The sequence below is a fragment of the Acidovorax sp. GW458-11-26-14-TSB4 genome, assembly GCF_059423865.1.
Genome location: NZ_JBWKYR010000004.1, coordinates 232194 through 246973, shown reverse-complemented (window position 1 = coordinate 246973; position 14780 = coordinate 232194). Strand labels below are relative to the sequence as shown.

At 68.8% G+C, this 14780-nt stretch carries 7 protein-coding genes; 2 read left to right on the top strand and 5 right to left on the bottom strand.

Going from position 1 to position 14780, the window contains the following annotated elements:
* Positions 1 to 7: 7 nt before the first annotated feature.
* The 5 genes from AC07X5_RS11680 to AC07X5_RS11660 form a co-directional block, all read right to left on the bottom strand.
* Positions 8 to 889, bottom strand: coding sequence for an efflux RND transporter periplasmic adaptor subunit (locus tag AC07X5_RS11680; protein ID WP_494770280.1), 882 nt, complete (start codon positions 887 to 889; stop codon positions 8 to 10).
* Positions 889 to 2472 carry a TolC family protein gene (locus tag AC07X5_RS11675; RefSeq protein ID WP_494770279.1) on the bottom strand — a complete coding sequence of 528 codons (1584 nt, stop codon included), beginning with the start codon at positions 2470 to 2472 and terminating at the stop codon, positions 889 to 891. The genes AC07X5_RS11680 and AC07X5_RS11675 overlap by 1 nt, the downstream gene beginning before the upstream one ends.
* A gap of 14 nt (positions 2473 to 2486) precedes the next feature.
* Positions 2487 to 9752, bottom strand: a complete 7266-nt coding sequence (locus tag AC07X5_RS11670; protein WP_494770278.1) for an Ig-like domain-containing protein — start codon at positions 9750 to 9752, stop codon at positions 2487 to 2489.
* A gap of 271 nt (positions 9753 to 10023) precedes the next feature.
* Positions 10024 to 10590, bottom strand: a complete 567-nt coding sequence (gene phaR / locus AC07X5_RS11665) for a polyhydroxyalkanoate synthesis repressor PhaR (RefSeq protein WP_494770277.1) — start codon at positions 10588 to 10590, stop codon at positions 10024 to 10026.
* Positions 10591 to 10816: 226 nt separating this feature from the next.
* Positions 10817 to 11464: a hypothetical protein gene (locus tag AC07X5_RS11660; RefSeq protein ID WP_409964235.1), complete on the bottom strand. Its 648-nt coding sequence runs from the start codon at positions 11462 to 11464 to the stop codon at positions 10817 to 10819.
* A gap of 438 nt (positions 11465 to 11902) precedes the next feature.
* On the opposite strand from AC07X5_RS11660, the gene AC07X5_RS11655 reads away from it, so the two are divergent.
* Both AC07X5_RS11655 and AC07X5_RS11650 read left to right on the top strand, forming a co-directional pair.
* Complete coding sequence (locus AC07X5_RS11655; RefSeq protein WP_409964236.1) at positions 11903 to 12055, top strand: hypothetical protein; 153 nt, start codon at positions 11903 to 11905, stop codon at positions 12053 to 12055.
* A 364-nt stretch (positions 12056 to 12419) separates the two neighbouring features.
* Positions 12420 to 14702: a diguanylate cyclase domain-containing protein gene (locus AC07X5_RS11650; RefSeq protein ID WP_494770276.1), complete on the top strand. Its 2283-nt coding sequence runs from the start codon at positions 12420 to 12422 to the stop codon at positions 14700 to 14702.
* Positions 14703 to 14780 lie beyond the last annotated feature (78 nt).

The window sequence follows — 14780 nt, the reverse complement described above, 5'->3', positions numbered from 1 at the left end:
ATCGCATTCACGGCAGGTCTTTGAAGCGGGCCACGCCGGTCATACCGCCCAGCAGCTCGGGGTTCTTGCCGGCGATGCTGCCTTCCAGCTCCACCGTCTGCGCCACGGCATCCACGCGCGCGTTGATCGCCGTGACCTTGGCCTGGTAGGTCTTGCCGGTCTCGTCGATGCTGACCTCGAACGGGGCACCCTCGCGCAGCGTGCGCAGGATCCGGGAGGGCGCGTTCAGGCGCACCTTGAGCGGGCCCTCGCTCACCATCTCCAGCAGCGGCGCACCGGCATTCACGCCCTGGAAGGGCTTGACGTGCAGGCGCACGATGCGGCCTGCGAACGGCGCCACCACGGTGCACTGCGCAATCTGCGCGCGCGACAGGCGGATGGCGGCATTCGCCTTGTCGCTGGCGGCGGCGGCCAGTTGCACTTCGGACTGGCCGGCGGCTTCGAGCTCATGCAGGCGGCTCTTCACGTCCAGCGTTTCCTTGGCGGCCGCATGCTCGGCCTGCGCCATCTGCAGGCGGGCCGAGGGCTCGCTGCAATCGAAGGTCACCAAGGCCGCGCCCTTGGGAACGCTTTTGCCCAGCGAGGCATTCAGGGACGAGATGCGCCCGACGATCTGCGAGACCAGCGTGGTCTCCAGCTCAGGCGCCAGCAGTACGCGGATGGCACCGGTGCCGGCATCGACAACCGCTGGCGCCGCGCCCGGCGCGGCAGGCCGCGCTGCGGCGGGCTGCACCGACAGGCTGGCCGGCTTGAGCTGCAGCGCGCCCTCCCCGGCCGGGGCCGGCCGGGCGGCGGGGGCCTGCGCCCACGCGCCGGTCGCCGTGGCCAACAGCAGCATCAGCACGGCGGCAGCGCTGCGCGGTCCGCGCGGTGCGAAACGAGCCGCCATCACTGGCCTCCCGCGCCGGGGGCCGTGGCCGTGCCGGTCTTGAATACCTGCGCCTGCCAGCCGCTGGTCGTGGTCTCCATGGCGCGGGCCAGCGACTGCACGTCGTGGCTGGCGATGGCCTGGGGCAGCACATCCAGGCCGACCGAGTTGTACAGGCGGCCCCACGCAGCCTGCGCATTGGAGTACGTGGCGTAGCGCTGGTACTCGGCCAGCAGCGCACGGGCCTCGGCGCGGATCACTTCCAGGCGCGAGTCGAACTGGGTCTTCGCGGCCTTTTGCGAGAAGCTCAGCAGGCGGCTGTCCACGGCCAGGCTCTCCTCGGAGAACTTGAGCTCCGACAGCGCCAGGTCATAGCGCTGCACGCCCACGCGCACCTGCGTCAGCACCGCCATCGACAGCGCCATGCGGCGCAGGTCGTCGGTTTCGTTCTGGGCCTTGTGGGCACGCTCCAGCGCCGGCAGCTGGGCCAGCTTGAGCACGTTCCAGGACAGGCGCACGCCCACGTCCACCCAGTTGCTGTTGTAGTTGTACTTGTTGGAGTCGTAGCTCGGGCCGGCATCCACGCTCAGGTTGGGCCACAGCAGCAGCTTGGCGGCCTTGATGTCGTTCTCGGTCACGCGCTTGCGGTAGGACTCCTCCAGCAGCTCGGGGCGCTTTTCGAGCGCCATGCGCTCCAGGGCCTCGATGTTGGTGGGCGTCGGGGGCAGCGCGATCTCCTGCTCGTCAGCCAGCGTGTACGCCGTGCCGGGCGGGATGGACATCAGCGCCGTCAGCTCGGCGCGCGCCAGCTCCAGCTCCTGGCGCCGCAGGGTCAGCAGGTTCACCGCGTCCAGCAGCGCGCGCTGGTAGGCCAGCACCTGGCTCTGCGGCATCAGGCCTTCCTTTTCCACCTGCCGGGCCTGCGCCAGCGCCGTGTTCACCCGGGCCAGCAGCGCGTCCACGCGGCCGATCAGCTTCTGCGCGCCCAGGGCGCGCCAGTAGCTGTTGCGCACGTCCTGCAGCACGTTCTGCGCGACCTTGCGGCGGCGCTCCTCGGCCATGAGGAACTGGTCGGCCTTTTGCTGGGCGCGGTAGTACGAGACGCCGAAGTCCAGCACGTTCCACGAGAAGGTCAGGTTGGCCAGGGTGCGGTCACGCTCCTGCGAGGTGGAGGGGCGCAGCGACTCGATGCGGTCCTGGATGCCGATGGAGCTGCCGCCCGAATCGTTGTTGCGCGAGGCGTAGCCCGCACCCGCCACCAGGCGGGGCAGCATTTCATAGGTCGCAGAGTCCGCCAGGTTCTTGGCCAGCGCGTTCTCCATGAGCTTCAGGCGGTAGTCCAGGTTGTACTTGAGCGCCCGGGCCGATGCCTCGTGGAAGGTGATGGGTGCGGTCACCGGCTCCTGGCCGGCATAGATCGCCTTGCGGTCTGACGTGACGCGCGCCTCGATCTCGTTCTGGGTCAGCGACACGGGCGTGACGGAACCGCAGGCCGCCAGCAGCACCGGCAGGCAGGAAAGGGTCGCCAGCCGCAGCGGCGAAGCGAACATGCGCAGGCGGGGTTTCTGGGTGTGGGACATGGACAGCGACAACAGATGGTTCATGGTGGGTGGTGAATTCAGGAAGCGGTGGAACCGGGGCTTGCAGAGCGCGCGGCACCAGGCACCGCGCCGGGCACGGAACCAGGCAGGCGGGTTCCGGCGCTTCGCAGCTGGTCGGAAAACGATGGCGCGCCGGCGGCACGCGGCGCCGCCGTGGCTGCTGGCGCAGCAGCGGGCTGCGGCGTCGCCGCGTCGCCCTGGCGGCCCTGCGTGCCCTGTGCGCCTTCTGCATTGGCCTCTGGCGCGGGCTTGCCGTCGGTGGACTGCTGGGGCTCCTGCCCCGGCATCTGCGGCACGATCTGCTCGCCCAGTGCCTCGAACCATTCGGGCGTGGGAATGCGCCCGTCGCTGCCCAGCGAGATGCGGCCCAGGCGGCCTTCCACGATGTCGCCCAGCAGCTCGCCGCGCGCCTGCGACTCGCGCACGGCCGTCTGCACAAACAGGGCCGGGTCCATGCCCAGGCCCATGCCGATGGTCTGGCTCTGGATGCCGCCATGCTTCACGGCGCCCGGGTTGCTGAAAAACAGCGGGTCGGACAGCTCGCGCTCGGCCTGGGCCTCATGGACGCCCGGCGTGACGTACACGATAGGGTGCATGGGCACGGACAGGCGCACCACGTTCGTGAACACGCTGCCGTCGAAGAACACGCTGGCCTCGCGCGCCTGCTCGCCCACCAGGGGGTTGAGCGGCTGCAGGCTGATTGGCGGCACGGGCGCGGGCGGCTCCACCACGGTGGGTTGCTGCGGCGCGACCTCCGGCGCCGGGGGCGCGGGTGGCAGGGGCGGTGGCGGCGGGGCCACCGGTGGCGGAGGCGATACCGGCGGTGGTGGCGATACCGGCGGCGGCGGAGCGACCGGCGGCGGGGGCGACACGGGCGGCGGCGGTGCAACCGGTGGTGGCGGCTCCACCGGCGGCGGTGGGGCCACGGGCGGCGGGGGCTCGACCGGGGGTGGTGGCGCCACCGGCGGCGGCGGCGACACGGGCGGCGGCCCCACCGGGGGTGGCGGTGCCACGGGCGGTGGCGGCGGTGGCGTTGGCGTGCCGGTGTTGGTGATCGTGATGCTCACCGTCGCCGTGCTCTTGTCGCCGTCCTTGTCGGTCACCGTGTAGGTGAAGGCATCGGTGCCGAAGTAACCGGGGGCAGGCGTGTACACGTAGGTGCCGTCGGCGTTCACCACCACCGTGCCGTGCGATGGGTTGGCCGTCTTGGTCCAGACGTTGCCGCCATCGGCGGACGGGGTGTCGTTGCCGGCCAGGTTGCCGGACAGCGGCGTGTCCTTGCGCGTCTCGCCGCTGTCGTTCACTGCTACCGGCAGGCTGTTGCCGGCGGTCACCGTGATCGTCACCGTGGCCGTGCTCTTGTCGCCGTCCTTGTCGGTAAGGGTGTAGGTGAACGTGTCCGTGCCCACGTAGCCCGCCGTCGGGGTGTAGGTGTAGCTACCGTCCGGGCGCACCACCACCGTGCCGTGCTGCGGGTCGGTGGCCTTGGTCCAGACATTGCCGCCATCGGCCGACGGGGTGTCGTTGCCGGCCAGGTTGCCGGACAGCGGTGTGTCCTTGCGCGTCGCACCGGTGTCGGCATTGGCCACGGGCAGGCTGTTGCTGCCGCCCACCGTGACGGTCACTGTGGCCGTGCTCTTGTCACCATTCTGGTCGGTGAGGGTGTAGGTGAAGCTGTCGGTGCCGGTGAATCCCGTGGCGGGCGTGTAGGCATAGGTGCCGTTGGCGTTCACCACCACCGTGCCGTTCTGCGGATCGGTGGCCTTGCTCCAGACGTTGCCGCCGTCGCCGCTGGGCTTGTCGTTGCTGGCCAGGTTGCCGTTCAGCGCCGTGTTGCGGGGGGTCGTGGCGCTGTCGGCGTTGGCCACCGGCAGGTCGTTGACGGGCCGCACCGTGATCGTCACGGTGGCCGTGCTGGTGTCGCCGGTCCGGTCGGTGAGGGTGTAGGTGAAGCTGTCCGTGCCGCTGTAGTCGGCGGCGGGCGTGTAGGTGAACGTTCCATCCGCATTCACGACCACGGTGCCATGCTGCGGGTCCGAGGCCTTGGACCAGACGTTGCCGCCATCGGTGCTGGGCGTGTCATTGCCTGCGAGCGAGCCGGAATAGGACGAGTCCTCATCCAGCGTGACGCTGTCGGCCCGCGCCACCGGCACGGCAGGTGCCGGGCCTGGCGGCGGTGCCGCAGGGCGGTCGTCGTCGAAGGTGACGCCGGGCACCGGTCCCGGGCCATTGCCCTCGCCCGGGTCGGCCACGTCGCCATCGCCGTTGTTGTCGATGCGGCCCGTGCCGTCGTCGATGATGGTGTCGTTGGCCGTGCTGCTCTTGGCCGCGTTGCTGGCAAAGCTGGCCTTGAGGGCGAAGGTCTCGGCCCCCTCGTACGGTGCATCCTGCTCGCTGGTGATGTCCACGCGCACCAGCACCGTGCCCGTGCCGCCCGCAGGCACCACGGGCTGGCCGCCGGCCGTACCGGTGTAGGGGATCCAGGTCGTGCCGTCGGTGGAGTACTGCACATTGGTGAAGCCCGTCACCGTGGCATGCCCTGCCCCGGCGCCCGTGCCCTGCACCTGCAGCACCACGGCATCGCCGGCCTTGCCGGTCACATCGACCTTGAAGGTGGCGTAGGTCGATGCCTCGTTGAAGGTGCCGCCGCTGGTCACCAGCACCGTGCGGTCGTCGTTCTTGGTGGCGGTGGTGTCCTTGGTGCCATCGGGTTTGTAGATGTCGCCCGTGCCATCGTCCTTGATCGTGGCCTGGCCGACCACCGCCGTGCCCGTGAGGGGGGTGACGGTGAGCTTGAAGAACTCGTCGCCTTCGAACGGCACATCGTCGGTGATGGGCGTGCGCACCAGCAGCTTGCCATCGGCCGCCGTGATGGTCACGTTGGAGCCCGCGGTGTAGTTGGTCCAGCTCGCGCCACCGTCGGTGGAGACCTGCAGGTTCGTGGCCGTTCCGCTGCCGTAGTCGGTGCCACCGCCCGTGGCCGCCGTGCCGCCCCCGGTGCGCGGGCCGTTGGACAGCGCCAGGCCCACCTGCTGGCCGGCAACGCCCTGCACGGTGAACACACCGGTGCCCGAAGCCTCGTTGACCACGATGTCGTCCACCGCCAGCGCACGGTCGTCGTCGAAGGCCACGCCGGGCACGGGGCCCGGGCCGGTGCCCTCGCCCGCGTCGGCCACGTCGCCGTCGCCATTGCCATCGATGCGGCCCGTGCCGTCGTCGATGATGGTGTCGTTGGCCGTGCTGCTCTTGGCCGCATTGGTGGCGTAGCTGGCCTTCAATGCAAAGGTCTCGGCACCTTCGTACGGCGCATCCTGCTCGCTGGTGATGTTCACGCGCACCAGCACCGTGCCCGTGCCGCCCGCGGGCACCACAGGCTGGCCGCCGGCCGCACCGGTGTAGGTGATCCAGGTCGTGCCATCCGTGGAGTACTGGACATTGGTGAAACCCGTGACCGTGGCATGGCCGGCGCCCGTGCCGGTGCTTTCGATGGCGAGCACCACGGCATCGCCGGCCTTGCCGGTCACGTCGACCTTGAAGGTGGCGTAGGTCGATGCTTCGTTGAAGGTGCCGCCGCTGGTCACCAGGATCGTGCGGTCATCGTTCTTCGCAGTCGTGGTATCGGGGGTGCCATCGTTGTTGAAGATGGTGCCCGTGCCATCGTCCTTGATCGTGGCCTGCCCCACCACGGCCGTGCCCGTCACTGGCGTGGCGGTCAGCCTGAAGAATTCATCACCCTCGAACGGTACATCGTTGGTGATCGGAGTGCGCACCAGCAGCTTGCCATCGGCCGCGGTGATGGTCACGTTGGAGCCCGCGGTGTAGTTGGTCCAGTTCGCGCCGCCATCGGTGGAGACCTGCAGCCCGCTGCCGGTGGCAGCGCTGTAGTCCGTGCCACCGCCCGTGGCCGCCGTGCCGGTGGTGCGGGGGCCGTCGCTCAATGCCAGGCTCACCTGCTGGCCGGTGACACCCTGCACCGTGAATACGCCGTTGGCCGAGGCCTCGTTGACCACGATGTCGTTGATGCTCAGGGCGCGGTCGTCATCGAAGGTCACGCCGGGCTCCGGGCCCGGGCCGGTGCCCTCGCCCGGGTCGGCCACGTCGCCATCGCCATTGCCGTCGATGCGGCCCGTGCCGTCGTCGACGATGGTGTCATTGGCCGTGCTGCTCTTGGCCGCATTGGTGGCGTAGCTGGCCTTGAGGGCGAAAGTCTCCGCGCCTTCATAGGTCGCGTCCTGCTCGCTGGTGATGTTCACGCGCACCAGCACCGTGCCCGTGCCGCCCGCAGGCACCACAGGCTGGCCGCCGGCCGCACCGGTGTAGGTGATCCAGGTCGTGCCATCCGTGGAGTACTGGACATTGGTGAAACCCGTGACCGTGGCATGGCCGGCACCCGTGCCGGTGCTTTCGATGGCGAGCACCACTGCATCGCCGGCCTTGCCGGTCACGTCGACCTTGAAGGTGGCGTAGGTCGATGCCTCGTTGAACGTACCGCCGCTGGTCACCAGGATGCTGCGGTCATCGTCCTTGGTGGCCGTGGTGTCCTTGGTGCCGTCGGGTTTGTAGATGTCGCCCGTGCCGTCGTCGCGGATGGTGGCTTGGCCGACCACGGCTGAGCCGCTGGTGGGCGTGGCGGTGAGCTTGAAGAACTCGTCGCCCTCGAAGGTGGTGTCGTTGGCGATCGGGGTGCGCACCAGCAGCTTGCCGTCGGCCGCGGTGATGGTCACGTTGGAGCCCGCGGTGTAGTTGGCCCAGTTGGCGCCGCCATCGGTGGAGACCTGCAGGCCGCTGCCGGTGGCAGCGCTGTAGTCGGTGCCGCCGCCCGTGGCCGCCGTGCCGCCTCCGGTGCGCGGGCCGTTGGACAGCGCCAGGCTCACCTGCTGGCCGGCGACACCCGTCACCGTGAACACGCCCGTGCCCGAGGCTTCGTTGACCACGATGTCGTCCACCGCCAGGGGGCCGGCCACGCTCACGGTGGAGGTGGCGGCGTTCGAGGCCTTGCCCGACGAGTCCGTGACCTGGAAGGTGAACACCCGGTCGCCCGGCGTGGAGGCGTTGCCCTGCGTGTTCTGGTACTGGATTGCGCCGATCACCGCTTCGGTCTGGGCGCGCGTCATCGCCGTGCCGTCGGACTTCGCCACGGTGAAGGTGCCGCCGGTGTAGGTCACATTGACCTGCACCCCGCCCACGGTGATGTTGTTCTGCGCCGTCACGCCCGTGCCGTTCGCACTCAGGCTGGTGGCGCCGAACAGCAGTTTCTCGGAGGTGCCGTTCTGGATGCCGCTGGTGACCGCCACGGTGAGCTTGCCGATGCGGTCGGAATCGTCATAGACGACCGTGTTGCGCGGCGTGTTGACGGGCGCTGCATTGTTGTTGGCCGAGGCGTCCAGCGCGACGGCGGCGCCGGCGACGCTGGTCACGGCATCGTTCACCGTTCCCGTGGTCGGATCGTCGCCGCTGCGCAGGTCCAGCACCGGCGCATTGACGTCGTCGTTGTCGATGTTGGTGACATCGATAACCGCCGTGCGGCCGGTGTAGGCCACGGTGTTGGTGCTGCTGGTGGTGGTGGCCGTGAGCTTGTAGGTCTGGTCGCCGTCGATGATGGCATCGTCGATGGAGGTCACCGTGACCTTTTGCGGGGTGTTCCAGTTGGCGCTGGTGAAGGTCAGGGTGGTGGTGGTGAGCGTGCCCTCGGTGGTGTCCCGGCCCGTGAGCGTGACGGTGACGGTTTCGCCCACTTCCGGAGCGGCTTCGAGCTGCAGGTAGAAATCCTGGCTGGTCGTGCCGTTCTCGTGGGTGACCAGGGGGCCCGGCAGCGGGTTGCCCGCGCCGTCGACGATCTGCACACCCGGAGTGCGGGCGTTCTGGAAGGTCGGGCCCATGCTGAAATCGAGCCCGTAGTACGCCACGCCGGTGGCTGCCATGTCACCGACCTTGATGGTGGTGCTGGTCAGCTCGGTATAGCGCACGCGGGCGCGGATGTCGTCGGAGATGATGGTGACGCCATTGAGTTGCTGCGTCGTGGTCGAACCAGGCATCACCGTGTAGTTGCCCCCCACCGTGGTGAGAAAGCGCGTCACACCCCCGCCCTGGTCCGAGACGGTCAGCTTCGTGCCGTTGGACACGGTGTAGGCGCCGATGCCTTCGAAATCGGTGAACTGCCGGCCTGTGGCCGCACCGCCGGAGGCATCCAGGTCATAGGTATTGACCACCACGTTGCGCAGGGTCACCTCGGTGCCGTTGGGATTGGTCGTCGCGTTGTACGAGCCGCCCAGGATGAAGGTCACCTTGAACGTGGCATAGCCACCGGCGGTGGCGATGTTCAGGTTGGGCTGGAACGAGCCGGCGCCGTTCACCGTCGTGGCATTGCCCGTGGAGCCGCCGTAGGGGTTGGCGGTGGAGTCGAACAGCGAAACCGTGGCATTGCTCATGCCGGTCAGCTCGATGATGGCGTCGATCTGCTGCCCGCTGACCGTCACCACGTTGCTGTACAGGTACTTGGTGCCGACGGTGTTGCCCGACGCATTGTCGGTGCCGCCGGTCAGGCGCGTCGCGCTGTTGAAGGTGAGCAGGAACTCCGAGCCGTCCACCGTGGAGAACGAGCTGGTGGCCGCCTCGGCATCCACCAGGCGGTCGCCGATCTTCAGCTGCAGATGGTCGTCGTCGGAGCCGTAGTCGGCACCCTCGTGCGTGCCGTACACCCGGCCCATGAAGCGCTGGCCCTCGTCGCCCGGCGTGTCGCCGGCGCCGTTCAGGCGCGCGTCCATGGCATGGCCGATCTCCTCGACCAGCACGCCGGCCACCGCGGCCGCGCTGGGCCGGCTGGCCAGCCATTGCGCATTGAGCAGGATGGTGGGCTTGCCCTCTGGCCCCTGGGGGACGAAGGCCGCAAACCGGCCCTCCAGCCCCGGGTTGTCGCTGACCTGCAGCTGCACGCCATAGCGGCCGGCCAGGATGTCCTGGCGCAGGGCTTCGGCGGCGGCCAGCCCCTCGGCGCTGGCCTGGGCCTTGCCGCCGTTGAACAGGGCCAGCAGGTCCGCCGCCGAGGTATTGGCCACATAGCTGCGCACGCTGTCCTGGGCCTGCGCCACCGCCTCGGGGGGGATGACCGGGGCGCTGGCCTGCGCCGGAGCCTGGGCCGCTTCCTGCCGCTGGACGTCCGGCGCTTGCGGCGCGGAGCTGTCACGGGCTGTTACAGGAGTCTGCGGTGTGGCCGGCGCTTTGTGGTGGAAGTCATCCGACACATGATCGGCTGCCGCCACAGCGCCCGCGCCGTCGAACAGCAAGCGGGGTTCCAGGGCAAGGGCTCGGCTGCGGGGACGAAACGGTGACGAGGTGTGGGGCATATCGTTAGGTTTAGCTATGGCCCCAGCGAAGGGCGATAGTTCAATCCTAACCACACTTACCAATTTTTACCGTGATGCCGGTGTAAAAAGCTTATTTTTTACAATGATTGACGATGTGCCTTGGCCCGGTTCAAGGCGCACGCATCCAGGCCCCGGGCCTGGCACCCGGGGACACGGTGGTGTAGGCCGCGGTGGGGGCCTGCCTCCTGCCTCAGCGCTTGAGCCCGAACGCCCCCAGCATCTGCTCCGTCTGCTTTTGCATCTGCTCCTGCATCTGCGTGAGCATGGTCTGCGACTGCTCGACGTAGTTGCCCATCATGCCCTTGAGCATGGGCGACTGCAGGCTCATGAACTGCGCCCACATCTCGGGCGTGACGCTTTGCGACTGCTCGGCCAGCTTGGCCTGCACGTCGGTGAAGGCCTGGACGTTCTTCTCCAGGTAGGCCCCCATGAAGCCCTGCATGGCATGGCCGTAGAAGCGGATGATGTTGGCCAGCACGGCCTCGGTGAACATGGGTGCGCCGCCGGCCTCTTCCTCCAGGATGATCTGCAGCAGGATGCTGCGCGTGAGGTCCTCGCCCGTCTTGGCATCGCGCACCACCACGTTGTGGTGGGCCATCACCAGCTCGCGCACCTCGGCCAGCGTGATGTAGGTGGAGGTGTCGGTGTCGTACAGGCGGCGGTTGGGGTACTTCTTGATCACGCGCGATGCAGACTTGCCGCCGGCAGAAGCGGGTGCGGATGCGGCGGCAGCGGGGGCGCTCTTCTTGTCGGACACTACGGACTCCTCGGGCGCACGGGCCCATCATGTGTGTGGTATTGCAGTGCAACAGATTCTAGGCAGTGCCAGCCGCGCCACCGGCAAAGGATTACCCTGATGGGCAACGGGCCAGCCGGCCGGCCAAGTCGCGCAGTTGACAGCGCCCACCCGCATGGCCTGCCAGGACGAAAAAAAGGGGCGCGCACCGGGTGCCGCCCCTGGGAACTGCGCTGCCAAGTGCAGCTCAGTGGTAGACGTAGGTCGCGCTGTAAGGCAGGGCCAGGCCCGAAACGCTGAGCGTCATGGCGATGGAACCCTTGCCCTCGATGACGTTGAAGGTGCAGGCCTTGAGCGTCCAGTTGCCGGCCAGCACAGCCTGCTGCTGGCTCTGCGTGATGGGCAGGCGCAGCGATGCGTCGCTGCAGAACTCCTGCTGGCTCATCGGCCGCACGACGTTGACCAGGGTGACAGGGTTCTGCGCCGTGGCCACCGCCGTCACGCGCACGTCCAGCAGGTGGCCGGTAGATCCGGTACCGGTGAAGGGCGGGCTCGTCACCACGCCGCCATAGCTGACCAGCGAGAACGACGGATGGGTCAGGCTGACCTGGGTGAAGAGGTCGCGACCGATGGCCAGCTGGGGCAGCAGCAGCATGTTGCCGGTGCTCACGAACTGGATGTCCTCCCCCACCACGGCGGGGTCGTTGGCCTTGAGCAGGCCGGTATCCAACAACTTGATCACCACATTGAAATACTTGGCGTTGTCGATCTGCAGCACAGGCAGGCGCAACGTGCCGTTGGCGCCGTCGAACACCGCCGGATCCGCTGCCTGGGCGCCTGCCATGGCGCTCACGAGAAACGCCGCAACCGCGAGGTTTTTGGGGTTCGGTTTCACGTCTGATCTCTCCTGGGGGCCCTTGCGGGACCTGTAACCGTTAACGTACATCGTAACCAACTGAGCCGGGCAACAAAACTGTTGCGGCGACTTTAGGGCGTGGCGCATGCACCACACCTCAATGGGTGTATTGTCCGCCACGCTGCCTGATGCTGCTGGTGACCAAGGGCACATCCCCGTGCAGATCGCGCCTCATTTTTCAGCACAAAAAACCCGAATTCACCTCACTGGAGTGCTCAATCCATCAGTTTTCAAGCCATAGGAATCTTCAACTAATCGAATAAACCCGCACCCAGGTCCTGCTTGGGTGGCGAGCCGCGCGGCAACGGCAGCCCTTCGGCCGCCGGCCACAGGTCGGGGCATTGGCTGGCAGACACAGGCCCCGCACAGCGCTACGGTGGACGCATGAGCCCACACACCCTCTTACAGGAGTCCGCCATGCCCGCACCCGCACCCCAGCCCCTGCCGCCCATCGACACGCCACCGCTCGAGCAGCCGCCCGCGCCGGTCTGGGCGCCCGAGCCGCCCCAGGGCGACCCGCCGCCCGGCCCGGCCGAGGCGCCGGTGCAAGACCCGCCGCCGCATTTCTGAGCGCGCGCTCATGCTGCAGGCCTTGCGGGAATTGCGCGCCAGGGGCGCACATGCACTTGCCTAGCATGGCCCGCCCCGGCGGGTAACCCCCCGCTTGGGTGGTGCCCACGGCATTGACATCGTGGCGCCCTGCCCTCGCCTGGTGGCCGGATGCCTGGATGCGCACGTGGCGGGCGACGGCAGGCTGCATCGGTCGTATATTCGCAGGGGGATGGGCCCCCGTGAACCAGCGCCGTCGGCGCTGTCCAGGCAGCCAGCCGTTGCAAGCGCGCCTTGTGCGACAGGCATGCATGGTTGAAAGGCAAGGTCCGGCAAGGTGATTTCTCCACAACCCGGCCCCAAAGGGGCGGCCAAGGACAGTTCCGTGCTGCGGCTCGAACCGTGGCGGGTGTTCCTTTTCGTGTTCGCGGCCGCAGGGGTGGCTCTGGCCGTCCAGCTGTACACGCTGCGCCAGACGATCCGCGAGGCCGAGGTGGACCGCCTGCAGGACGTGACCCGCTACGTCTCGGAAAACCTCACGCGCCAGCTGCATGGCCTGAACGAGGCGCTCACGCGCATCAGTGACGACTACCGCGCGCTGGCGTTCACCTTCTCCAGTGCCGATGCCTCGCGCCAGCTGCATCTGCTGACCGACGTGATCCAGGCTGTGCGCGGCCTGGCCGTCTACGACGCCAACGGCAATGCGGTGGCTTCGGACTCCACGAGCGACGTGGGCAAGGACTTCTACCGCGAGGACTTCTTCGAGGGCGTGCGCAGCAAGCCCGACCCCGAAGTGCTGTACCTGTCGCGCCCCTCGGAGGCCGAGGACGACGCGGTGGCACTCAGGCTGTCGCGCGCGATCTTCGATGCCCAGGGCCAGTTCTCGGGCGTGGTGAGCGCCACGCTGGACGAGGAGTTCTTTGCCTTCATCGTGCGCTCGGCGCTGTTTGCGCCGGACATGCGGGCCACCATTGCGCACGCCGATGGCGAGGTGTTCGTGACCGTGCCGCAGTCGCCCGAGCTGCGCATGGCCAACCTCGCCCGGCCGGGCTCCGCCTTCGAGGCCCACTTCCGCCAGCGCAAGCCCCTCACGGTGTACGAGGGCATCGTGCCGGCCACCGGCCGCAACCGGCTGGTGGTGCTGGCCAGCGTCAAGCCGGCCTACCTGGGGCTGAACAACAACATGGTGCTGGCCATCAGCCGCGAGCGCTCCGACGTCTATGCGCCCTGGTACGGGCAGGTGCGGCTGTACACCGCGCTGTACTGCACCGTGCTCATCGCCGCCACCGGCCTGCGGCTGATGGAGCGGCGCCGCCGGCGCCGGCTGATGGCCAAGGAGGCCGCCTCGCAGGAGGCGCTGCGGCTGTCGGCCGCGCGGCTGGAGCGCGCGCTGGACGGCGCCCAGCTCGGCCTGTGGGAGCTGCAGGTGGACAGCCGCCAGCTGCGCATCGACGCCCGCGGCGCCCGCATGCTGGGCTATGGCGACACGGAAGTCACCCGCCCCGTCGAGGAGTGGACGGCCACCCTGCACCCGGCCGACCAGGCGGCCAACGTGGCAGCCTTTGCCGAGCACCTGCGCGGCGACAGCCCCGCGTATGAGAACGGGTTCCGCGTCGCCGTGGGGGAGCGCTACGTCTGGCTCTTCAGCCGTGGCAAGGTGACCGAGCGCCGTGCGGACGGCACGCCGCTGCGCATGATCGGCACCTTCATGGACATCAGCGCGCGCAAGGCCAGCGAGGTGGCCCTGGCCGACGCGGCGCTGCTGCAGAAAAAGTCCGGCGAGATCGCGGGCGTGGGCGGCTGGACGCGCGACCTGGCCACCGGGCGATCGCAATGGACCGATGAGGTCTACCGCATCCACGACCTGCTGCCAGGTGCAGAGGCACCGGACCTGGCCCAGACCCTGGGTTTCTACACCGAGGCATCACGCCCGCGCATCGCGGCGGCGGTGGAGCGGTGCATTGCCGACGGCACGCCTTGGGACCTGGAGCTGCAGATCGTCTCCGCCCAGGGGCGGCAGCGCTGGGTGCGCACGCAGGGCGAGGCGATCCGCGAGAACGGCGCCATCGTGCGGCTGGCCGGGGCCTTCCAGGACATCACGGCGCGCAAGCAGGCGGCGCTGGAGCTGGAACGCCTGAACGCCGCGCTCTCCGAGCTGTCCTACCAGGATGCGCTCACCGGCCTGGGCAACCGCCGCCTGTTCGACGACACCCTGCGCAGCGAATGGGCCCGCCATGCGCGCCAGGGCACGGTGCTGTCGCTGCTGATGATCGACATCGACTACTTCAAGCGCTACAACGACCACCACGGCCATCTGGGCGGCGACGGCTGCCTCAGGCAGGTGTCCACCATCCTGCGCGACACGCTCAAGCGCACGCACGAGCGCGCCATGCGCTACGGCGGCGAGGAATTCGCCATCCTGCTGCCCGAGACCACACTCGACGGCGCCCGCCTAGTGGCGCAGCGCCTGCTCGATGCGGTGCAGGCCGCGCGCATTCCGCATGGCGCCTCCACCGTCAGGCCCTGGGTCACGCTGAGCATCGGGGTGGCCAGCGTCGCGCCCCTGCTGGACACCGAACCCGCCACGCTCACGCACCTGGCGGACATGGCGCTCTACCAGGCCAAGGCCAATGGCCGCGCCGGTTACGCCACGCACGAGGACGTGTGAGGCCAGGCAGGGCATGGCAGGCCGGCGGGCGCGCTGGGCTCCCCGTCCTACGGCCTTGCTGGGCTTTTCGACGACATG

Excerpts from the sequence above, each read along its gene's own strand:
- AC07X5_RS11680 (WP_494770280.1), bottom strand. The coding sequence starts at position 889 with ATGGCGGCTCGTTTCGCACCGCGCGGACCGCGCAGCGCTGCCGCCGTG.
- AC07X5_RS11675 (WP_494770279.1), bottom strand. The coding sequence starts at position 2,472 with ATGAACCATCTGTTGTCGCTGTCCATGTCCCACACCCAGAAACCCCGC.
- AC07X5_RS11655 (WP_409964236.1), top strand. The coding sequence starts at position 11,903 with ATGCCCGCACCCGCACCCCAGCCCCTGCCGCCCATCGACACGCCACCG.